Genomic DNA, 22,507 nt, shown 5'->3' with positions numbered 1-22,507 from the left:
GCCATAAACGTAACGCTCGCCTATTTCTCAGCCGGATCCACGCGAACCGGTCCAACCGATCAAGCAGTTGGCGACGACTCCTGATCAAACTCTCGCAACCATCCGCCTTCAAAGCCTGCCCGTTGCAAGCCGCTGCGAACATAAGCGCACGAGCGCATCAATCGCCACAAGAGGCCGCTGCTTTCGTTCTCGATCATCAGAACGACGGGGCCCTCGTTGAGGCCGAAATGCCAAGGCGAAATCCACCAGCCGAATGTGTCGTCGGACCTTCCCGGGTGCGTCGGATTGAAGGCCGCCTTGAACCCGTAGGCTTTGGCGGCCTTGAGCTTGGCTTGATGGATGCAAAAGCTGATCGCCGGCCGGACGATTTCCGGAGCAAACGGCAAGGAGGCGGCAATGGCCCATGGGGCCAGCGTGCCGTCGTCGGGACCATAGGGGACACCGCGCGCGGCATAACCCTCGAACTGGCGTTGGATGCCGTTCAACGACAGCGTGGAAGGGCCTGGGCCCTCGCTTGCGGTGATGCCCCAGCAATGTTCGCCATAGCCCAAATCCACGCGGATTGTCGATCGCGAAACGTTGCTGGATGAAAGTGGCGCGTCGGCTGTTCTCGAAGTAGTTGCTGCCTTTGCCGCGCATGAAGGCATCCTGAAACCCTCGGAGATCGATCCATACGTGCGAGAGTTGGTGGATGAATAGCGGTCCCGCAAAGAGGTAGTCGTAGCCGTAACAATGCTCCCATCGAAACGTCGCGGTCCAGGCCGCGTAGCTGCTCTCGGGCAAGGGGTGTGTCGGCGAACCCAGCCCCAGGACATAGAGCAAGAGCGCTCCTTCCCAGCGATACTTCAAGAATCCTTGCTCAGGTGTCCAACCATGGGTGACAGTCTCTCCCCCATCCTGCGCCCAGCGCCAGTCGGCTCGGTGATAGAGCGCCTCTGCCAACGTGCGGATCTCGGCTTCGGCGTCGGTGTCGGCATCGAAATACTGCCCTGCAGCCAGCGCACCCGCCAGCAGGAGCGTGCTGTCGATGGTCGACAGCTCGCATTGCCAGGCTCGCCGGCCAGTTTGCATGTCAAGAAAGTGATAGTAGAAGCCGCGATATTCCGTAGCATCCGGCTCCGGGCCCTGTGGACTGTTCCAGAAGAAGCGCAGCGTTACCAAGGTGCGTTCCGCAGCCGCGGTTCGCGTCATGAATCCGCGTTCGACTCCCACTGGATAGCTCGCCAGCGCAAGGCCGGTGGCGGCGATGCTTGCGGGCCAATTCGCTTCGGTCTTGTCCAGTATGAGACCGTTCGAGGGGTTCGCTTCATGGATGCAGTAGTCGAACGTCTCCCGCTGCAGCGCCACCAGATCGTCTTGCATGGCAGAGGTGCTCACCGGATGATCGGTCTCGGAGGGTGCGACAGCATCGCTGCAATTCACGGATGGGCCAGGTAGAGGTGGTCGAACACACCCTTGACGCCCCTGACGCCCTCGGCAACCACGCGGACGGCATCCCGTTCACTCTGCGATCTGACTGCACCCGAAAAATGCACCAGACCATCGCTCACCGTAAGCGTTAATGCGTCTCCTTTGACCCCTGCGTCGTCCCGCAGTCGGGTAAGAATGCTGCGCCGGATTGCGTCGTCACCTGCCGCCGTCGCGTCGTCGAACTTCGTCGCAACGACAACACGCAAAAGATCGGCGCGGCTAACGACGCCGACCAGACGCTGTCCTCTCATCACCGGAATGCGCTTGATGCCATGCTCCTGCATCAGCGCAACAATTCCCGCTGTCGCGGTTTCCTCGTCCGCCACGATGACATCCGAGGTCATCAGATCCCCCACTTTCCAGCTGTGGCCCTTTACATAGCCGCGCGCCCCACCTGTCGGAAACGCTGCGACACCGAGTTCCGATCTGCGCAGGAAATCACCTTCGCTCACAATTCCAGCCAGACGGCCGTGGTCATCGACGACAGGCATGCCGCTGATGCGCTGATCCAGCATGATCCGCGCTGCGTGTCTTACGCTGTGGTCAGGCGACACGGTAACAACCTTTGCAGTCATTACATCCTTTGCTTTCATCCGCCTCATCCCCTAGCTCAGTTCAAGTGAACAGGCGCCCGAGCACCAATCGGCGGCATCCTAGCGTAGATGCCGCCGACCTCCTTTGAGGCAAATCAATACCGGCTCGGAACCGGCCGATCCGGGCGACTTTGACGCTCACAACCGCAATTTGTTGATGGCAGTGCTGGTATCGGTGACGGCCTCGGATCCCTATTTTGACTTGCATCAATGTCGCGGTCGCCTCGACGGGTGACTGTGGCAAGCGATGCGACAGGTGCCTCAAAATCCCTAACGGCCATGGCTGACACGGTCTTCACTGCAAAAGCGCTGACCAAAACCTACACCTCGGGTGAGACGCAGGTGCTCGCATTGCGTAGCCTTGACCTTGAGATTTCGGCGGGGGAGATGGTCGTTCTGCTTGGCCCATCGGGCAGCGGGAAATCGACCCTGCTCAATATTATGGGCGGGCTCGACCATGCCACGAGCGGCCAATTGTTCTTCAGGGATCAGGAACTGACCAACCTCGACGATCGGGGGCTGACCGCCTATCGACGGCAGCACGTCGGGTTCGTTTTCCAGTTCTACAACCTGATCCCCAGCCTCACGGCCTATGAAAATGTCGCCCTGGTCACGGAGATTTCCGATCATCCGATGCGCCCGGAGGAGGCTTTGGCGCTGGTTGGCCTTGAGCCGAGGATGCATCATTTCCCGGCTCAGCTCTCCGGTGGCGAGCAGCAGCGCGTGGCAATTGCCCGCGCCATCGCCAAGCGTCCCGATGTCTTGCTCTGCGATGAGCCGACCGGCGCGCTGGATTCCAAAACGGGCGTCCGGGTGATCGAGGCATTGCTCAGCATCAATGCGCAGCTCGGCACCACGACACTAATCATTACGCACAACGCCAGCATCCAGAATGTTGCCGACCGCGTGCTGTTTTTTGCCGACGGTCAGATCTCCAAAATTGCCAGGAATGAGGTGCGCCGGACTGCCGCCGAGCTCGTCTGGTGATCCGCATGCGCGCTCTGGATATTAAGCTTTTTCGCGACTTCGCCCGGCTCTGGGCGCAGGCGCTGGCGATTGCACTCGTCATTGCCGGAGGCGTGGCGACGCTCATTCTCGCGGTCGGATCCTACCGTTCCCTCGACGAGACGCGCACCGCATACTACGAACGCCACCGGTTCGCTGACGTCTTTGCCACGGTGAGCCGCGCGCCAAGGACACTTGTCGACCAGATTGCCGAGATTCCCGGCGTTGCTTCGGTCGACGCGCGAATAGCCAAACTCGTGCTGCTCGACATACCGGACTATCTGGAGCCGGCCACGGGCGAGGTCATCTCCCTGCCGCAGAGCGATGACGCTTCGCTCAACCGCCTATACATGCGCGTTGGTCGCATGCCGGAGCCTGGACGCGCCGAAGAGGTCGTGGTGAACGAAGGCTTTGCCTTGTCCCACGGCTTTCAGCCCGGGGCCCGCTTCTCGGCAATATTGAACGGCCGAAAGCGTGAACTGACGATTGTCGGGATCGCGCTGTCTCCCGAGTTTATCTACGCGGTCGGGCCTGGCGACATCATGCCGGACGACCGCCGCTTCGGCCTCATCTGGATGTCGGAAAGAGCGCTCGCCAGCGCCTATGGCCTCGATGACGCGTTTTCGTCCGTTTCATTGAAGCTGCTGCGTGGCGCGTCCGAGAGCGAGGTGATGATGCGCCTCGACGCCATGCTCGAGCGCTATGGCGGACGAGCGGCCTATGGCCGGAAGGACCAGACTTCGCATGCCTGGCTGAACCACGAACTCGACATGCTCAATAACATGAGCCGAACGCTGCCACCGATTTTCCTTCTGGTGTCGGCATTTCTGGTCAATCTGACGCTCAGCCGGCTCGTTGCTCTGGAGCGCGAGCAGATCGGGCTGATGAAGGCGCTGGGATACGGCAACGCCAGCATCGTCGCGCACTACCTCAAGTTTGTCGTCGTCATCGTGATGATCGGCATTGTGATCGGCAGTGCGGCCGGCACGTGGCTGGGCATGCGCATAACCAGTCTGTTCGGCGACTTTTTCCATTTTCCGTTCCTCGTTTTCACCAGGAGTCCGGACCTCTACGTCATCGCAGCCGCGCTCAGCCTCGTCGCTGCAACCATCGGAGCGGTGCGCGCGCTTCGCGAGGTCGTGCGATTGGCGCCTGCCGTCGCAATGCAGGCGCCGGCGCCTCCGCGCTATCGGCGACTGCTGCCGGCGAGCTTCGGCGTCGACAGGTTCATGTCGCAACCGACCACCATGATGTTGCGCAACATCACCCGCCATCCAGTCAGGTCATTATTCACGACGCTTGGAATTGCACTGGCGACAGCCATCCTGATCGTTTCACTTTTCACTGGCGATGCGATGGAGCAGCTCATCGACGTGACGTATTTCCTGGCCGACCGTCAGGACGCCACTGTCAGTTTCGTCGAAAAACGCCCGCGGGACGTCGTTCTGCAGATTGCGCGGCTTCCGGGCGTTCTCGCTGCCGAGCCCTACCGCGAGGTGCCGGTCCGCATCAGGAGCGGAAACGCCGAGCGCCGGATCATGATCAGCGGCAGGCCGCGAGATGCCGATCTCAACCGCATCATAGATGTCGACCTACGTCCAGTCGTTCTGCCGGAAGCGGGCCTGGCGATTTCGAGCATGCTTGCCAGGATCCTCGGAGTGAGGGTCGGCGATTCCGTCGAGGTCGACCTGCTCGAAGGAACACGGCGGACCGTTGTCGTGCCTGTGGCGGCGCTGGTCGAAGATTACTTCGGCATCCGCGGGATGATGGATTCAGAGACGCTCGCGCGCCTGATGCGCGAAGCGCCGTCGCTGAACAGCATCAACGTTAGCCTCGACCAGAACAGCCGGGAGCCGTTCTATGCTGCCATCAAGGGCATGCCTATCGCCAGCGGTCTGGCACTGCAGCGCGTCTCGCTGGCGAATTTCCGCAAGCTGGTCGCCTTACTCATCACGACAATGGCCAGCATTTACACCGCGCTGGCTGCCGTCATCGCGTTTGGTGTCGTCTACAACAGCGCCCGCATCTCGCTTTCCGAACGCGCGCGAGAGCTGGCCAGCTTGCGTGTCCTCGGCTTCACTCGCGGAGAAGTGTTGCGCATCCTCCTCTTAGAACTCACCCTGCTCACCTTGATCGCACAGCCGCCTGGATGGGTCATTGGTTATGGGCTGGCCTGGATCATGCAGAAGAACCTGGCCGGCGAATTGATGCGGGTGCGTCTGATCGTCGAGCAATCCACCTATGTTCTCGCTAGTGCGATCGTAATAGCTGCGGCCGTGCTGTCGGCGTTCGTTGTTCGTCGAAGACTTAACGAGCTGGACCTAGTCACCGTTCTCAAGACGCGGGATTGAACCATGCGCACGATTTGGATGAAGCGAACGTTGGGCATTGCGGCCTTGGTGGCGTTGAGCGCCGGCGCCGTCTGGTTCGCATGGCCGCGGCCGATTGCAGTGGATCTGGCAACACTGACGAGAGGCCCCATGGAAGTCACGATCGACGACGAGGCAAAGACGCGCGTGCGTCACGTCTATACGGTGTCCGGCCCCATCGCTGGCAAGGTCCTGCGCATCTCTCCACCTCTCCACATCGGGGACCAGGTCACAAAGGACGAAACTGTCGTGGCGGTGATGCAACCGACGCTGCCGAGCTTTCATGATGCGCGCACCCATGAGGAGCTGCGGTCGGCGCTGGCTGCGGCCGATGCGGCGGTAAGCCTTGCGGCAGCCGAAATGCGCCGTATCGAAGCCGCGCTTGCATTTTCGCGAACGGAGTTGGGGCGGGCCGAAGCGCTTGCGCGCACCGAGGCGATCTCCCTGAAGGTCCTCGACGGAGCCAGGTTCGACGTCGAGACCGATGAAGCGGCCTTGGCCAGTGCGAAGGCTCAGCTGGAGGTTCGCCGAAATGAGCGCGACAGCGTTGCAGCACGGCTAGGTGAACAGTCGGGGGTCGCCCCGGATCCAGATCCGGCTTGCTGCATACAGTTGCGCGCTCCCGTGACAGGCAGCGTCCTGAAGATCATTCAGGAGAGCGAAGGAGTGGTCCAAGCCGGTGCACCGCTGATCGAAATCGGTGATCCGGTCGATCTCGAAATCGTCGCGGACCTGCTGTCGACCGATGCTGTCCGGATCAAGCAAGGCGCGCCCGTGTGGATCGACAACTGGGGTGGACCGCCGCTCCAGGGCCGCGTCTCCCGCGTCGATCCAGCCGGTTTCACCAAGATTTCCGCACTTGGCATTGAAGAACAACGCGTCCGCACGACCATCGACTTCGCCGACCCTCCCGCGAAATGGTCGCCTCTGGGACATGATTATCGGGTGATCGTGCATGTCACGATCTGGAAAGCCGATGATGTGCTGACCCTGCCGGTGGGCGCCCTGTTCCGACGAGGCGACGACTGGGCGGTGTTCGCGGTCCGGGATGGCCGTGCGCGGGCAACGATCATTAAGGTCGGTCAGCGAAATAGTCGGACGGCACAGGTTCTGGCGGGCCTTGCAGCAGGGGATCGCGTGGTCCTGCACCCGAGTGATAGAATCACGGACGGAGTGACCGTAGCGGAGCGTCTTTCAGAATGAGGTGGAGCCTTGCGACAGGCCTTTCGCCTGGCGCAGCCGAAACCCGCACCTTGGAGGCGATCGTTCAGCCATTTTGTCGTCCGTCACAATGTTACAAAAGTCCTTGTAAGTTATTGATTTAATTGGGCTCGTTCAGAGTTCAATCCTCTCTGGCAACACCGCGGCATCGAACCTGAACTTAAGCAGGAATGCCGCAAAATCGACGAGGCGTTCTCGAGGCCACCAGACCATCGGTGCGCTTTATTGGCCGTAACAATTCGTGAAAGTAGCCGGTCGACTTCTCGCTATAACCTCAAAGATGTTGAGGTTGCTCACCCCCGCCGAAGCTGCTGAATTCCTCGCCATCACTCCGAAGCATCTGCTCGAGCTGACGAACGAAGGCGCTTTGCCCTGGGTGAACATTGGTCTTGAAGGCAAGAGACCCACCCGTCGCTACAAACAAGACGACCTTGCCGAGTTCATTGCAAAGCGGAGCCAAAAAGCATGCCGGTATACCGAAAGCACGGCAAACCAGAATACACGTATGACTTCCAATTTCTCGGTCGTCGATTTTCCGGTCCCACGGGCACGAGCAACAAGCGCCAGGCGGAGCGAATCCTAGAGCACAAGCGGCAGGAAGCGCGGAGCCAGCTCAAGACGGCCGCAAGCTTCACTGCCGAAGGACCAATGACACTCGAGATAGCTGCTTCCCGCTATTGGCTGGAGGTGGGGCAGCACCTGGCCAATGCCGATAACTACTACCGCTTTCTCGGGTGGCTCCTCGATCATTTTGGAAAGCACGTCACGTTGGATCGGATCTCGGACTCCTTGGTGGCTGCGATGGTATCGCAGAGGCGCAGCGACGGCGTCAGCAACGCCACGGTCAATCGCACCGCTACAGTTCCTCTCCGCGGTATCATGACCCGAGCGAAGAAAACCTGGAAGGTCCCGGTCGGTGATATCGACTGGAGCAGGCATATGCTCAAAGAGCCGAAGGAGCGCGTTCGTGAAGCCAGCCTAGACGAAGAGAAGCGCCTGCTGAATGCGATGCGCGGAGACTACGAACCCGCTGTTCGGTTTGCTCTCCTAACCGGTTGCCGTCGCATGGAGATCGTCGACCTCACGTGGTCCCGCATTGATTTCTTCGGCAGGACGATCACCGTCACTGGCAAGGGCGATAAGACCAGGGTCCTCCCGATGACAGACGCGGTGCATGCCCTTTTGTGGGTCCTGAAGGACCACCATCCGGCGTATGTCTTCACCTACATTGCCCGGCGAACAAACAAACGTCTCAAGCTCGTTAAAGGGACCCGCTACCCGATCACGATGGAAGGCTTCAAGACAGCCTGGCGACGCTACAGAGACAAATCAGGCGTAGAGAACTTCCGGTTTCACGACACGCGCCATACTGCGGCGACGAGAACCCTGCGCACCGGAAACATGAAGATCGTGCAAAGGATGCTGGGCCACGAGGACATCACCACCACGGCGAAATACGCCCACGCGATGATCGAGGATATGCGTATTGCCATGGAAGCAGCAAATCACACCGGCAATCACACCGGAACTGAGAAGAAGGCTTCTAAAGCACTGAAAGATAGAAGGAAATCGGCCTGAGCAACCTTGACCCCCAGTCAAGTGCGCTACCGGGCTGCGCTACACTCCGGACCGCGCAAAGCCATATATTTTCAAGGGGTATGGTGCAAGCGCTAAAACGGCGCGCCGGACCTGAAAGTCGCCAGGCATTCGGCCTTGTCGCCGCAACGGCAAGGCGATATGGCTCGCGCAGTATCGATACGAAGGATTGCGCGTGGCAAATTCCTGTTTTTTTCTGGCGGCCGACGCCAATTATTTTCCGTATGCATGCTTGGCGGCGCGCAGAATTCTGGATGTTTCGGGAGAGGCAACACCGGGATTCATCCTGCATGTCGGCGCACGCGATGCCGATATGCGTGTTGCTGAACGCCTGCTGACGAACCGTCTTCGCATAGTGGACGTTTCGGGGCTGTTTGCGGAGGCTGGCCATACTTTCCGGCCAAGCAATGTCGGCACTTTTGTTCGGCTTTTCGCCGACCAACTGCCTCAGTTCGCGGACTATGACCGCATCGCCCATGTCGATTGTGATGTTCTGTTCAATCGGGATATAGGTGACCTGGTGGGCCAGACACTTCATGCCCCATTGTTGGCCGCCCATGACGATTATATGTACTTCCGCCCAGGCTACCGGCACAAATTGTCGATGCAGCCGGGAGCGCCTTACTTCAATGCCGGTATCATCGTCTTCAACATGCCGCTGGTGCGTGAACAGGGACTTTTGCACCGCGCCAGAGATGTCGCCGTTGCCGGGCAGATGAACGATCAGAACGCGCTGAACATCGTCTTCGAGGGCAAGTGGCAGACGATGCATCCGAACTGGAATTTGATGTCCAACGATACGAAGGAATTTCGGTTCGCCCAAGCCTATGCCCGGCATTTCGCCGGCGGCAAGCCGTGGGGGAGCCAGGTCGACGTGGAACTTGAGGCGCTTGCCGTCTGGCGCGGTCTGGCAAGGGATACGCCTTGGCTCCAGCCCTTCCGGCAGCGCATTCCCTTCGAGCGAGGCGTCATGAGGCGATTCGCTCGCAGATTCGACGGCATCATGGGGATGTTGCCTGCCAAGGATCGGTATCGGCGGCGGGCAAGGTATGATGGAAGCAAGGTGCGTAGGATTTATGCCGAGCATGCCCTTGCCGGTGCGATGGCCGTGCAGTTTCCTGAAATACTCGGCGGTTTCGCTTGAGATATTCGCGACTTTGATCCGTAAGGCGCAGGGCAGGAGAATTAGACTGTGTCGCAAAAGCCATGCTTCTTTTTCGCCGCCGATCAAAGGTATTTTCCGTACACCTGCTTGGCGGCGCGCCGTGTGTTGGATTTGTCCGGCGCCGTCGAAGGCTTTATTTTGCACACCGGCGTCATTCCCAGTGACGACCGGTCTGCCGGTGAGCGTTTGCTCGAGGGGAGGATCGGCATCATCGACGTAACGAAGTTCATGGAGGCGACGAACTTCAATCGTGGAACGCATCCCACGCTTGCGACCTACATCAGGCTGTTCGCCGATCAATTGCCTCAATTCGAGCTATACGACCGCATCGCCTATTCCGACGCCGATGTGCTTTTCAACCGATCGATAGCAGATCTCTGCAACACCCCGCTCAACGCTCCGCTGCTGGCCGCACACGACGAGCAGACCTATTTCGACGTAAAGTATCGACAGCATTTGCCGATGCAGCCAGGGGCGCCGAAGTTCAATGCCGGCGTGCTGGTGTTCAACATGCCGCTGGTCAGGCAGGAGGGGCTTCTGGAGCGTACCCGGCAGTTGGCCTCCGAGCAGGTTTACGGGATGGATCAAGGTGCGTTGAACGTGGCTTTCGAGGGCAGGTGGCAGACGATGCACCCGTTCTGGAACGTGATGACCAACTACACCAGCCAGATCCCTTTCAGCCGCTGCTACGCCCGCCACTTCGCCTGGGGCAAGCCCTGGGACCGTCCGCCGATCGGTGTCGAGGTCGACGCCATGGCGATCTATCGCGATCTGGCGAAAGGCACTCCCTGGGCCGGCCGTTTCAGCAGCAGCTGGCCGATCAAGAGAGGCATACTGAAAAACCTCGGCCGCAAGTTCGACGCCATCAGCGGGATTTTGCTCAACGACGAGAAGCGCAAGCGACGGGCGCGGTTCGACGCCGAAAAGGTCAGCGCCATCTTTGCCGATCACGCCGACAAATCGATGCTGGCAGTGCGGTATCCCGAGCGGGTGACCGGTATCGCGAGATAGACAAAATCGTCGGTCGCAATTCGTTCTGAAGGCGAAGTCATCCGAACTCGGCGGCTTTCCCATCGGTTTAGCTTGCCGCCACCGCCCGCAACCCGCGCTGATGCCTGTATTCCAGCGCGATCGCGCCCCAGATTAGGCCGAGCAGCAGGTAGACATGGCGCCAGTGGTCGATGTCGATGAAGGTGCCGAGCCCGATATTGCCGATGAAAGCGACGTAGGCGCAGAGCAGATAGGGCTGCCACGGCCGGTCGCGCAAAAGGATGCGGAAGCCGGCCGCGATCGTCCACAGCGTCAGCGACAGGAACGAGACGAAGCCGAGCCAGCCATAATCCATCAGCGTCTTCAGCCAGATGTCGTGCGTGTCTTCGCCGAAAATGGTGCCGAACACCAGCGGGCCGATGCCGAGCGGATGTTCGAGCGCCATCTCGAAGCCGATCGTGTAGCGGGCAAAGCGGCCAAGGCGCGCCGTGTCGTAGCTCTGTTCGAGCTGGGCGCGGCTGGAAAACATCTCGCCGACGCCGGGCAGCTGCAGGATGACGATCATGGCGACCACCAGCAGGGTGACGGCGGCAATGCTCATGATGATGACGCGCAGCCGGAACTTGCCGCTGTTGCTTTGCAGGAACAGGGCGCCGGTGAGCAGGATGGCCGAGACGGCGAACATGCCCCAGGCGCCGCGCGAGAACGAAAAGAAGATGCCCGCGGTGATGATCAGCAGCGGCACCGCCAGAAGCGGCATGCGCGCGATTGAGCCGGTCAACAGCAGATAGAGCAGATAGATGCCGGGCAGCACCAGGAACGGCCCGAACACGTTCGGATCCTGGAAGGCGCCCTGGGCGCGGTCGTATCTGGTGAAGATTTCAGCGCCCGGGAAAGCGTGGAAATAGCCGGCAATGCCGAGCAGCGAGGTCACCACCGCGGAGACAACATAGGCGATGAAGATCAGCCGGTAGAGGCCGGGCTGCACCGCCGTCACCGACGAGAAGAACACCGCGGTGAACGCGAGAAACAGCGAGACCGCGAGATAGAGCGGTGTGTTGGCGAGATCGGCCATCTGAGTCATTGCAATCATGCCGCCGATGTTCATCGTGATCAGCAGCACCAGCAGCGGCACGGCCGCGCGAGATATGCGCAGGCCAAACAGCCCCCACACCCCGATCAGCCCGACCATGAAAAGATCGTAAGGCGCCGGCTCGTCGATGACGAAGCCTGACAGGAAGACGCCGAAAAACACCGCGCCCGACGATATCAGCGCGATCAGCTTGGCATTGACCGCAGCCTGCGACAAATCATGGGAAATCGCGCTCAATAGGCGTTTTCCGTGTTGAGCAGCCGCAGCGGCGTCATGAGCAGGATGCGCAGATCGAACAGCATCGACCAGTTCTCGATGTAATAGAGGTCATATTCCGTGCGCATGCGGATCTTCTCATTGGTGTCCATCTCGCCGCGCCAGCCATTGATCTGCGCCCAGCCGGTAACGCCGGGCTTGACCTTGTGGCGGGCGAAATAGCCGTCGACCACCTCATTGTAGAGAAGGTTGTGCGACTGCGCGGCAATCGCATGCGGGCGCGGGCCAACCAGTGACAGCGTGCCGAACAGCGAGTTGAAGAACTGCGGCAGCTCGTCGATCGAGCTCTTGCGGATGAAGCGGCCGACGCGGGTGACGCGCGGATCGTTCTTGGTCACCGTCTGCTTGGCGGTCGGGTCGGAGCGGTCGGTATACATGGAGCGGAATTTGTAGACTTCGACGATCTCGTTGTTGAAGCCGTGCCGCTTCTGCTTGAACAGCACCGGCCCCTTGCTGTCGAGCTTGATGGCGATGGCAGTCGCCAGCATCACCGGTGAGAACAGGATGATGCCGATCAGCGAGAAGACGATGTCGAAGGCGCGCTTGGCGACCGAATCCCAGTCGTTGATCGGCCTGTCGAAGATATCGAGCATCGGCACCGAGCCGATGTAGGAATAGGCGCGCGGGCGAAACTGCAAAGCGTTCGAATGCGCCGAGAGCCGGATGTCGACCGGCAGCACCCAGAGCTTCTTCAGCAGCTGCAGCACGCGCGTTTCGGCAGTCAGCGGCAGCGACACGATCAGCATGTCGATGCGCGCGATGCGAGCGAATTCCATCAGCTCCGAAATGGTGCCGAGCTTGGGATAGCCGGCCACGATCGGCGGCGAGCGCTTGTCGCCGCGGTCATCGAAGATGCCGCAGATGCGGATGTCGTTGTCTGGCTGCTTCTCGACCGAGCGGATCAGCATCTCGGCCGCCTTGCCGCCGCCGACGATGACGGCGCGGCGTTCCATGCGGCCGTTGCGCGCCCAGCGCCGGATCAGCTTCGACATCACCAGCCTGAGGCCGAACAGCAGAAGCAGGCCGACGACAAACCAGGTGCCGAACAGCAGACGCGAATAATCCTCCGACATTTTCATGATGAAAGCCGTCAGCGCCATCAGCGCGAAGGTGCCGGCCCAGACCATCAGCACGCGGCCGAGATTGGAGATCGGTCGCATCAAGGCGGAGATCTGGTAGCAATCGCTGACGTCGAGCAGCACCACGGCCACGAATGACGCCGCGGCAATGGTCAGCGGATATTGCCAGGCGAGATAGTTGAAGAAGCCGACAAAGTGGAAGTAGAGCGCGAGCCCCGACAGGAACAGCAAGCCGAATTCGACGATGCGCAATACGCCGCTGACCATGACCGGCGACATCGTATCGCGCCGGTATTGCGAGGCGACCTGGCGGGCAACACTGTTCATGCCGCCGGGCGTGGGGCTCTCGGCAGGACTGTCGAATTTGCGCACCGCATCGGCCGAAAAGCGGCGCGTGGGGTCGGTCTCGTTCATCGGGTTTCCCACAAGCTTCCGCGATGACGATAGCAGAAAGAGAGCTAAAAAAACCTTGAGACAACTTGTGGTTTGGAGGGTCGTCTATCTGTTGAGCGCGGCGAAATAGGCCTTTTCGATTTCGGCGGCCATCACATCGGCGCCGAATCGCGCCCTGAGGCTGGCCGTATCGGGCATGGCGCGCCGGTATGCGTCGAGATCGCGCAGCGCTTCACCCATCTTGTCGCCGAGTTGGCGCGGATCGGGACGGATCAGGGCAGGGGATCCCTCCCCGAAGATTTCGGGAATGCCGCCGACGGCCGTGGCGATCATCGGCCGGCCGGCCGCCAGCGTCTCCAGCACGATATAGGGCATGGCTTCCGCGCGGGAGGGGACGACGACCAGATCGGCCAGCGAAAATGCCTCCCTGGCCGGCATCGGCGGCAAGAAGCGGACCTGTTTTCCGAGGCCCAGCCGTTTCACCTGCGCATGGTAGCGCGGCAGGTCGTCGCCATCGCCGACCATGACCGCGGTCAAGCGGCGCTCAAGCTGGGACCCGGCCAGCACCAGCGCCTCGATGAAAATGTCAGGCCCTTTGAGGTCGCGCATCATGCCGATGTAGAGCAGGTCGGCTGCGTCGGGCTGTGCGACCACCGGTTCGAACTCGGCGGCGCGCAGGCCGTTATAGACCAGCGTGTTCGGGATAGGCGGTTCGCCGACCTTCTTGCGATAGGTGCGCCGCTCATAGTCGGAGACGAACAGCAGGCAGTCGGTGAAGCGCGCCATGAAGCGCTCAAGCGCGAAGAACAGCTTCCCGGTCGTCGTCGTTTCGTCATAGTGGAGGGAGCCGCCATGCGGCGAATAGAGGCGGGCTACGCGAGACCTAGATACCCGCAACAATGAGCCGAACAGACGGGCATAGGCGCCACCTTTGGCGCCGTGCCCGTGCAACACGTCCGGCCGCAATTCCTTGATGATTCGATAGGTACGCCAGGCCGAGGCGAAGTCGCCCGGCCCGACATGGCGCTGCATCGGCGTGCGATGGATGCCGAGCGCCAGGCTGTCCTTCATCTGGTCGAACAGGCGTTCCTCGTATTCGCCGCCGGTGGTCGAATCGCAGACGATGCCGACAACATGTCCGGCGGCGAGCTGGGCCTCCGTCAGGTCGCGCACATGCCGGAAGATCCCGCCGACGGGTGAGCGAAAGCAGTGGACGATCCTGAGCTGGTCCGCCACGTTGATGTCAGAACAGGCGTTCGCGAACGTAGACCGTGTCGCCCGGCAGCAGCGGATCGGAGGTAACCACCCGGCCTGTCATCACCTTGCCGTTGATGTCGCGGGTGATGTCGACGCTTTCCTGGTTGGCGCGCGGCGAGAAACCGCCGGCAATCGCGATGGCCTTCTGCACGGTGAGGCCCGGCACGTAGGAATACTGGCCGGCGGCGCCCACTTCGCCCATGACGAAGATCGGCCGGTAGCGATCGATCTCGACCGACACGTCGGGGTCGCGCAGATAGCCTTGGCGCAGTTTGTCGGCGAGCGCTTTTTCCAGCTGCTGGGCCGTGTGGCCGCGCGCCGGCACCGCGCCGACCAGCGGGAAGGACATGTAGCCGGACTGATCGACACCGTAGGTGTTGGTCAGACCGTCCTGTTCGAACACGGTGACGCGGACACGGTCGCCGGCGCCGAGCCGATAGGGCTGGTCGAGTACCTCGTGGAAGGCCGCCGGCGTCGGCCGGTAGCTGGAGCAGCCGGCGAGCATCGACACGGCCAGCAGAGCGCGAAACAGACCAGCAGCGCTTTTCATGATCGGACACACACCTTCGTCGCTATGGCCGCCAGGACACGGCGGCAAACCTTAAGGATCTGGGTTCGTTATCATCCTGTTAGGGTTAATGGCCGGTAAAGGGACGCGGCCGATTTGGCGGCAATCGACAAAAAGCCGTATAGTTTTGCTGGCTTTGTTTACCGGATGTCAGCAAACCCTAACAGCTGCTTACCGCGATCTTAACGGCTGAGTTACCATAGTTGTTTACGCTACCATCTAGCCTCATGTCCGGAGCAGGAATGCATGTCCGACCAGTCCGCGGCCGCAGATGTCGATGTCGACCTGAGACAGCTCTTCGCCAGCCTGGCGCGGAACTGGCTGCGCATTCTTGTGATCACGCTTCTCGTCACTGGTCTCGCCTTCGCGTTCGCGTGGCTTGCCACGCCGCATTATAAGGCCACGACGCAGCTGAAAATCCAGTTGAGCGAATCGGCCTATACGCGGCCTGCCGGCACCAATGAAGACGACAAACCTGTGCTCGATGCGGAAGGTGTAGCAACCGAGGTTCAGGTCATTTCCTCGTCCGACATTCTCAAGCAGGTGGCTGCCGACCTTAAGCTGGGCGACAAGCCCGAGTTCAACTATGCGCTCGGCATGTCGCCGGTCACCCGGCTCCTGGTCATTGCCGGGCTGAAGAGCGATCCGGAAGAAATTCCGCTCGAAGAGCGCGTGCTGACGAAGATGCGCGACAAGCTCAATGTTTATGGCGTGGAAAAGACCCGCGTCATCGCCGTCGAATTTTCCTCTGAAGATCCCCAGCTTGCCGCTGACATTCCGAACGCCATCGCCAAGGCCTACCTGGCCTATCAGGCGGACGCCAAGACCAAGTCGAACGCCGCCGCGACCGCCTTCCTCGGGCCGGAAATCGACGATCTGCAGAAGCAGGTCAGGGATGCAGAGGCCAAGGTCGCGGCCTTCCGTTCCGCCCAGTCGGACCTGTTGATGGGCGGCAACAATTCGGTGCTGGCGACACAGCAATTGTCCGAGCTATCGACCGAACTGTCGCGTGTGCGCGCCAGCCGCGCTTCGGCCGAGGCGACGGCCGAAAGGGTGCGCCAGGCTTTGCAGAATGGCGGTTCGCTGGACGCTGTACCCGAAGTGCTGTCTTCCGATCTGATCCAGCGGCTGCGTGAGCGTCAGATCGAGCTCAGAACCAACATCGCCGATCTTTCCACCACCTTGCTCGACAACCATCCCCGCCTGCGGGCGATGAGGTCGCAGCTTGCCGATCTCGACGGCCAGATCCGCAACGAAGCGCAAAAAATCATGCGCGGGTTGCTGACGCAGGCGCAGACCGCCCAGGCGCGCGAAAACCAGCTGATATCGGACGTCAACAAGCTGAAAGCGGCGTCGTCGCGGGCCGGCGAGGAGCAAGTCCAGCTGGATGCGCTGCAGCGTGAGGCGAACGTCCGGCGCCAGCAGCTTGAATCCTATATGGCGAGCTTCCGCGAAGTGTCCTCGCGCAAAAACTATCTGCCGGTCGATGCCAGCGTGTTTTCCGAGGCGCGCGTGCCGTCGGAACCCTATTTCCCCAAGCTCGTGCCGATCGTCGGCGCCGCCTTAGTCGGCTCGCTGCTGCTGATGTCGGTCATCACGCTGCTGCAGGAGCTGTTTTCCGGCCGCGCCATGCGTCCGGCCCCAGGGGCGCGCTTCGAGCGTATCGAGCAGGTTGCGATGTCGGCAATGTCGGCGCCGGTCGTCCACCCGGAACCGGCTCCTGAGGTCGTGGAAGTGGACGATCAGCCGACGACCGTGGAGTCTGAACTGGTGCCAGAGCCCGAGCCGGCTCCTTCAGTGCTGGAAGGAGCAGCGGCTGCCGGTTCCGAACCGCAAGCCGAACCTGTCCGCTCCAGCCTTGGCGAGATCGATGTCGAGAAGGCGGCGGAAAAGCTGATCGCCAGCGGTGCTGCGCGCGCCATCTTCGTGTCGCCCGAAGGCGATGAGGCGGCTGCATCGGCAGTGCTGGTAGCGCGCGAAGTCTCCGACGCTGGCCTGCGCGTGCTGCTGCTCGATCTCACGGCGTCAGGTGCCGCCTCGCGGCCGATGCTGGACAGCGGACTTTTCCCCGGCATCACCAATCTGCTGGCTTCGGAAGCGCAGTTCAGCGACGTCATTCACGCTGACCTCTATTCCGACTGCCATGTCGTTCCCGTCGGCACCGCCGATCCGGTTCGCGCCATGCGCGCCGCCGACCGGCTGCCGATCATCATGCAGTCGCTGACCACCGCCTATGATCTGGTCATCGTCGAATGCGGACCGGCCGATGCGCAAGGCATCAGCCGACTGGTCGGCGACAGCACCGAGGTCTTCATGTCCATGCTGCAGGCGGACGATGAGGTGGCGCAGGCCGCCGTCGAGCTGATCGAAAGCGGCTATCCCGACCTCACTCTGGTGACGCCGATCGGCCACGAGACGCCGGGTAACCCCGTGCCGGGACGACGTAGCGCCGCCTGAGACATCAGACAATTCGACTTAGGCGGCGCTACTACGGATCGGCTCGTCCATCGCCCGCCGGCTCCCGAAAAACCAAGCCTGTCAGTCGGCGCCGGGATCTACCCCAACTCCAGGGTCGTCACGCCAAATATTCGGCGCGAGTCGACCTTCGGAGGCGGGCCCTTGTACATGCGCGTGGTGGTGAAGGTCGGCCTGAAACCAGTTGCTGAAAGCGCCGTGGTGAAATCGAAATTTTCGGCAGGAACGTCGATATGCAGGTCGCCACCTTCGCATGCGGCAGCCAGACTGCCCATGAGCTGCATCGCCGTCTCGGTGTCGTCGGCAAACAGCGGGCCGATCTTGTAACCCGAACGGCAGGGACGAGCCACGGCGTAGCCTATGGTGCCGAGTGAACTGATCGCGGCGAACCCGCAATGCGGCGGCTGCGCCCAGCGGTGCAGGAAGGCTCGTCGAGGCGCGGGGAAACAGCGGGCGTCATAGGCGATGATGTCGGGCACGAGTTGCGTGGTTATCATGCGCACCCCTTCGCTTCGGACGGGCGGGGTCGCGATACGGCCGCTGAAGCGGATGGTTTCGTACGCCGAGCTGAATCCCGTGCGGCGATAATTCGCCAGCTGCGCGGCGACCCCGTCGAGGCCGACCGTTCGGCCGGCCAGCCTGGCCATGCCCGCATTCCAGACTGCTTTGCCATGGCCTTTGCCGCGCATGTCTGGTCGGCAGATGTAGAGACCGATGAAACCGAAGTTGCTGCCATAGGCGACAGCCGAGATGGCGGCGGTCATCTCGTTGTCGACAAAAGCGCCGATGAACCCTTCAGGATCGGTTGGCCGGAACGCGGCGGCATCATCAAGGCCAGGGTTCCAGCCTTCAGCCGCCGCCCAGTCGATGAGAACGGTCAGTTCCGGCGGAGACAATGCGCGGACGGTAGGCTTCATAGCGTTCACTCCGCGGCGACCACCCCCGGCGAGAAGGATTTCAGCACGCCGCGATAGGGCTTGGCCAGCGGACTGGCATAGGCGCCGCGCTTCGAGGTCGACAGGCCCAATGCGATCAGCGCCTCGGCCTGTTTGAGGGCGGCGCCGACGCCGTCGATGACGGGCAGGTCGAATTCTTGCTGCAACCGGTGTGCCAGGTCGGCCATGCCGGCGCAGCCGAGCACGATGGCCTCGGCGCGGTCTTCCGCTATGGCGCGGGCGATCTCGGCGCGCAGTTTCTCGACAGCGCCGGAAGCAGCGTCTTCGAGCGAGAGTACGGGAATGTCGGCGGCGCGCACGCGCGCGCGCCCGGCCATGCCGTAGCGGTGCACCAGCCCCTCGACAGGGACACGCGAGCGTTCGGTGGTCGTCACCACTGTGAAGCGCTGGGCAATGTAGGAGGCGACACTGAGTGCGGCCTCGCAGATGCCGATGACCGGAATGGAGGCCATGGCGCGTGCCGCATCCAGGCCGGTATCGTCGAAGCAGGCGATGATGGCGGCCTGAGCCCCGGCACGTTCGCCGGCGGCGATCTCCATCAAAAGGCCGGGCACGGCCAATGCCTCGTCATAATAGCCCTCGATCGAGGCAGGACCCATCGAGGAGGTGACCGCGATCACCTCGGTCCCGGCGCCGGCAACGGCGCGCGCCGCCGCCGCGATCGTCTCGGTCATGCTCGCCGTCGTGTTGGGGTTCACCACCAGTATCTGCACGATCAAACCCTGGCCCGCTTGCGGCCGACATAGAGGATGGCGCCCAGTGTGGCCAGGATCACCAGGAAGGAGAACACGGTGGTCACCGTGCCCAGCGCATAGAGCACCGGCGTCGTGACATTGGTGGTCATGCCGTAGATCTCGAGCGGCAGCGTGTTGAAGGTGCCCGACGTCATCAGCGTGCGGGCGAACTCGTCATAGGACAGCGTGAAGCCGAACAGGCCGACGCCGATCAGGCTCGGCGCGATCATCGGCAGCACGACATGGGCGAAGGTCTGCCAGGAGTTGGCGCCCAGGTCACGCGCGGCTTCCTCATAGGCGGGCGAGAAGCGGTTGAAGACGGCGAACATGATGAGCACGCCGAAGGGCAAGGTCCAGGTCAGGTGCGCGCCGAAGGCCGATGTGTACCAGGCTGGGCGGAAGCCGACCTGCTGGAAGACGACGCCGATGCCGAGCGAAATGATGATCGAGGGTACTACGAGGCTGGCGACCGCCAGGTAGAACAAAGCGGTGGCGCCACGAAATTTTTGCCGGAAAGCGAGCCCTGCCAGCAGCGACACGACGACGGTGACGATCATCACCATAAGGCCGAGCACGAGCGAGCGCTTGAAGCTGCCGCCGAAATCGCCGACCGCCTGGCGCTCGAACAGATTGGCGAACCAGTGCAGCGACACGCCATTGAGCGGGAAGGTGAGGCCGCCGGTCTCGCCTTGGAAAGAAAGGATCAGGATCGCCGACAGCGGGCCGTAGAGGAACAGCACGAACAGAGTGAAGAAGACCGCAAGCACATAGAATTCGAGGGTGCGTTTTTCGTGGCTCACCTCAAAGCTCCTTGCGGATGTCGACGATGCGCAGGATGCCCGCGACCATCAACAGTACCAACACCAGCAACACTACGGCATTGGCGGCGGCTGCGGGATACTGCAGCAGCGACATCTGGTTCTTCATCATCAGTGCGACCGACGCGCTCTGGCCGCCCGACATCACCTGCACAGTGGAGAAATCGGCCATCACCAGCGTGACGACGAAGATGGTGCCGATCGCCATGCCGGGCTTGGCCAGCGGGATGACGACGTTCCACAAGACCTGCCAGCCGGACGCGCCGGCATCGCGCGCGGCCTCGACCAGCGAGCGGTCGATGCGCATCAACGTGTTGAAGATCGGCGTTACCATGAACAGCGTGTAGAGATGCACCATGGCCAGCACCACGGCGAATTCCGAATAGAGCAGCCATTCGATGGGTTTTGGCACCAGCCCCAATTGCACCAGCGTCGAGTTGATCAACCCGTTGCGGCCAAGCACCGGGATCCACGAGATCATGCGGATGATGTTGGAGGTCAGGAACGGCACCGTGCAGACAAGGAACAGCACCATCTGCATGGCGGTGGTGCGGATATGGAAGGCGAGGAAATAGGCGACCCAGAAGCCGATGAACAAGGTCAGAGCCCAGACGATGGCAGCGAATTTGATGGTGTTGAGATAGGTCTTCCAGGTGACCCATGATCCCAGCACGTCGGAATAGTTCGTCGTCAGGAAATCCGGATACATGGCGGCGAAGTCATAATCCCAGAAGGAGACGACGACGATCATGATGATTGGCAAGAGCAGGAACGCACCGAGGATGAGCGCCAGCGGCGCCGATTGGAGGTAAGGCGTGATGGCACTGATGGAGAAGCGCCAGCGTCTGGCGGGCTTGGCTGCTGCGATGGCGGGGCGTTCGAGCGCGACTGTCATTGGGAAAATCCTCCGCGTGATCGCGATGACTTGCGATCCTTCGCGCCCCCCTCTGTCCTGCCGGACATCTCCCCCACGAGGGGGGAGATCGAACTCTCATAACGGCCTTCGCCAAACTCCAACGTTGCTAACGAAGAGCCGGCCATGACGCTGCCAATCTCCCCCCAAGTGGGGGAGATGTCCGGCAGGACAGAGGGGGGCGCGAAGGATCGCAACATCACAGTGAACGCGTCCGCTCTACGCCGCGATGAACTCGTTCCAGCGCTTCACCATGTAGCGGTCCTCGTCCATGACCGAGTTCCAGCAGGCGACCTTGCCCATGCGCTCTTCGAACGAGCCGCCGTCGCGCACAGCGCCGGCCTTTTCCATGACGGTGCCGTCCGGCGCCTTGATCTCGCCCTTGGCCGGCTTGCCTTCGATCCAGTAGCCCCATTCGTCCTCGGACATGAACTTCTTGGCCGAGACCATATTGGCGGAATAGTAGCCCTGGCGGTTGAGATAGCCGCCGACCCAGCCCGACGTATACCAGTTGATGTATTCGTAGGCCGCGTCGAGCTCGGCGCCCTTGAGATGGGCGGCAAGGCCAAGGCCGCCGCCCCATGAGCGATAGCCCTCCTTGAGCGGCTGGAAGCGGCATGCGATGCCTTTGGAGCGCACGGCAGCGACGGCCGGCGACCACATAGACTGGATGACCACTTCGCCCGATGCCATCAGGTTGACGCTCTCGTCAAACGACTTCCAGAAGGCGCGGAACTGGCCGGCCTGCTTGGCCTTGATGAGGAAGTCGATCGTCTTGTCGATCTCTTCCTTGGTCATGTTGCCCTTGTCGGCATATTTGATGCTGCCTGTGGCCTCCATGATCATGGCCGCATCCATGATACCGATGGACGGGATGTTAAGGATCGCGGTCTTGCCCTTGAAGGCCGGATCCATGATGTCGGCCCAGGTGGTGATGTCGCGGCCGACGAGGTCGGGCCGGATGCCTAGCGTATCGGCGTTGTAGATCGTCGGTACCATGGTGAACCACTTGGTCGGCGCCTTGGCGAAGGTCTTTGAGTCCTGCGCTTCGACATAGCCGACCGTGTGCGGCGCGGTGCCCTGGGCAATGATGCTGTCGGGCGTCAGCTTGCCGGTTTTGAACAACGGCACCAGTTCGTCGTAGTATTTCAGCTTGCTGACATCCATCGGCTGCAGCACGCCGCTCGGGAACACCTTCTTGCAGATCCAGTATTCGATGTCGGCGATGTCATAGCTGTCGGGCTGGGTCACGGCGCGCTGGGCGGCCGCGTCCGAATCGGTCGCCGTCATTTCCAGCGTGATGCCGAGGTCGGCCTTGCACTTGTCGGCGATCGCGTTCAGGTTCGACACGCCGGTGCCGAACTGGCGCAGCGTGATGTTGGACTGCGCCCAGATGGTCGGGAAGCCTGTAATGGCGCCCGAGCCTGCGGCGAGGCCGACGGCGGCCGCACCTGTCTTGAGCAACGAACGGCGCGAAATTCCGGTCTTTGTTTCTACTGTTTTTGTCATTCCTATTCCCCTGTTTTGTTTTGCGAA

18 protein-coding genes and 1 pseudogene are annotated in these 22,507 nt (G+C 61.5%); 8 read left to right on the top strand and 11 right to left on the bottom strand.

Annotation, left to right across the window (positions count from 1 at the left end):
* Window positions 1-59: 59 nt before the first annotated feature.
* A pseudogene (locus tag NKJ58_RS04495) lies at window positions 60-1,362 on the bottom strand (glucoamylase family protein).
* A gap of 56 nt (window positions 1,363-1,418) precedes the next feature.
* The gene (locus NKJ58_RS04490; protein ID WP_352852809.1) at window positions 1,419-2,063 is read right to left on the bottom strand and encodes a CBS domain-containing protein; all 645 of its coding nucleotides are present in this window, start codon (window positions 2,061-2,063) and stop codon (window positions 1,419-1,421) included.
* Window positions 2,064-2,342: 279 nt separating this feature from the next.
* On the opposite strand from NKJ58_RS04490, the gene NKJ58_RS04485 reads away from it, so the two are divergent.
* From NKJ58_RS04485 to NKJ58_RS04455, 7 genes are all read left to right on the top strand, one after another.
* The gene (locus NKJ58_RS04485) at window positions 2,343-3,050 is read left to right on the top strand and encodes an ABC transporter ATP-binding protein (RefSeq protein WP_352852808.1); all 708 of its coding nucleotides are present in this window, start codon (window positions 2,343-2,345) and stop codon (window positions 3,048-3,050) included.
* A 5-nt stretch (window positions 3,051-3,055) separates the two neighbouring features.
* Window positions 3,056-5,419 carry an ABC transporter permease gene (locus NKJ58_RS04480; protein WP_352852807.1) on the top strand — a complete coding sequence of 788 codons (2,364 nt, stop codon included), beginning with the start codon at window positions 3,056-3,058 and terminating at the stop codon, window positions 5,417-5,419.
* Between the two features lie 3 nt (window positions 5,420-5,422).
* Window positions 5,423-6,640: an efflux RND transporter periplasmic adaptor subunit gene (locus NKJ58_RS04475; protein ID WP_352852806.1), complete on the top strand. Its 1,218-nt coding sequence runs from the start codon at window positions 5,423-5,425 to the stop codon at window positions 6,638-6,640.
* A gap of 298 nt (window positions 6,641-6,938) precedes the next feature.
* Window positions 6,939-7,241, top strand: a complete 303-nt coding sequence (locus NKJ58_RS04470; protein ID WP_352852805.1) for a helix-turn-helix domain-containing protein — start codon at window positions 6,939-6,941, stop codon at window positions 7,239-7,241.
* Window positions 7,124-8,236, top strand: a complete 1,113-nt coding sequence (locus NKJ58_RS04465) for a tyrosine-type recombinase/integrase (RefSeq protein WP_352852804.1) — start codon at window positions 7,124-7,126, stop codon at window positions 8,234-8,236. The genes NKJ58_RS04470 and NKJ58_RS04465 overlap by 118 nt, the downstream gene beginning before the upstream one ends.
* 193 nt (window positions 8,237-8,429) lie before the next feature.
* Window positions 8,430-9,398 (top strand): glycosyltransferase family 8 protein, encoded by a 969-nt coding sequence (locus tag NKJ58_RS04460; RefSeq protein WP_352852803.1) that lies wholly within the window; start codon window positions 8,430-8,432, stop codon window positions 9,396-9,398.
* A 48-nt stretch (window positions 9,399-9,446) separates the two neighbouring features.
* Window positions 9,447-10,430 (top strand): glycosyltransferase family 8 protein, encoded by a 984-nt coding sequence (locus NKJ58_RS04455; RefSeq protein ID WP_023715406.1) that lies wholly within the window; start codon window positions 9,447-9,449, stop codon window positions 10,428-10,430.
* 67 nt (window positions 10,431-10,497) lie between these two features.
* Here NKJ58_RS04455 and NKJ58_RS04450 read toward each other — a convergent pair whose 3' ends face one another.
* The 4 genes from NKJ58_RS04450 to NKJ58_RS04435 form a co-directional block, all read right to left on the bottom strand.
* Window positions 10,498-11,739 (bottom strand): O-antigen ligase family protein, encoded by a 1,242-nt coding sequence (locus tag NKJ58_RS04450; RefSeq protein WP_352852802.1) that lies wholly within the window; start codon window positions 11,737-11,739, stop codon window positions 10,498-10,500.
* The gene (locus tag NKJ58_RS04445; RefSeq protein ID WP_023689486.1) at window positions 11,736-13,271 is read right to left on the bottom strand and encodes an undecaprenyl-phosphate glucose phosphotransferase; all 1,536 of its coding nucleotides are present in this window, start codon (window positions 13,269-13,271) and stop codon (window positions 11,736-11,738) included. The genes NKJ58_RS04450 and NKJ58_RS04445 overlap by 4 nt, the downstream gene beginning before the upstream one ends.
* A gap of 84 nt (window positions 13,272-13,355) precedes the next feature.
* Window positions 13,356-14,486: a glycosyltransferase gene (locus NKJ58_RS04440; RefSeq protein ID WP_352852801.1), complete on the bottom strand. Its 1,131-nt coding sequence runs from the start codon at window positions 14,484-14,486 to the stop codon at window positions 13,356-13,358.
* Between the two features lie 7 nt (window positions 14,487-14,493).
* Window positions 14,494-15,057: a polysaccharide biosynthesis/export family protein gene (locus NKJ58_RS04435; RefSeq protein WP_352852800.1), complete on the bottom strand. Its 564-nt coding sequence runs from the start codon at window positions 15,055-15,057 to the stop codon at window positions 14,494-14,496.
* 264 nt (window positions 15,058-15,321) lie between these two features.
* On the opposite strand from NKJ58_RS04435, the gene NKJ58_RS04430 reads away from it, so the two are divergent.
* Entirely contained in the window at window positions 15,322-17,532 is a 2,211-nt protein-coding gene (locus NKJ58_RS04430; RefSeq protein WP_023821110.1) for a GumC family protein, read from the top strand.
* Between the two features lie 98 nt (window positions 17,533-17,630).
* Here NKJ58_RS04430 and NKJ58_RS04425 read toward each other — a convergent pair whose 3' ends face one another.
* From NKJ58_RS04425 to NKJ58_RS04405, 5 genes are all read right to left on the bottom strand, one after another.
* Window positions 17,631-18,467, bottom strand: coding sequence for a GNAT family N-acetyltransferase (locus tag NKJ58_RS04425; RefSeq protein ID WP_023689483.1), 837 nt, complete (start codon window positions 18,465-18,467; stop codon window positions 17,631-17,633).
* Between the two features lie 5 nt (window positions 18,468-18,472).
* Complete coding sequence (locus NKJ58_RS04420; protein ID WP_352852799.1) at window positions 18,473-19,219, bottom strand: aspartate/glutamate racemase family protein; 747 nt, start codon at window positions 19,217-19,219, stop codon at window positions 18,473-18,475.
* A 2-nt stretch (window positions 19,220-19,221) separates the two neighbouring features.
* A complete protein-coding gene (locus NKJ58_RS04415) occupies window positions 19,222-20,040 on the bottom strand; it encodes an ABC transporter permease (RefSeq protein ID WP_352462912.1) in 819 nt (272 codons plus the stop codon).
* 1 nt (window position 20,041) lies between these two features.
* Window positions 20,042-20,953, bottom strand: coding sequence for an ABC transporter permease (locus tag NKJ58_RS04410; RefSeq protein ID WP_352852798.1), 912 nt, complete (start codon window positions 20,951-20,953; stop codon window positions 20,042-20,044).
* A 237-nt stretch (window positions 20,954-21,190) separates the two neighbouring features.
* Window positions 21,191-22,480, bottom strand: a complete 1,290-nt coding sequence (locus tag NKJ58_RS04405) for an ABC transporter substrate-binding protein (RefSeq protein WP_023682324.1) — start codon at window positions 22,478-22,480, stop codon at window positions 21,191-21,193.
* Window positions 22,481-22,507: the final 27 nt, after the last annotated feature.

Origin of the sequence: Mesorhizobium sp. M0139, from assembly GCF_040322455.1 — a bacterium.
GTDB lineage: Bacteria > Pseudomonadota > Alphaproteobacteria > Rhizobiales > Rhizobiaceae > Mesorhizobium.
Note: the sequence above shows the minus strand (reverse complement) of the source record. Positions and strands in the feature narration are given on the sequence as shown.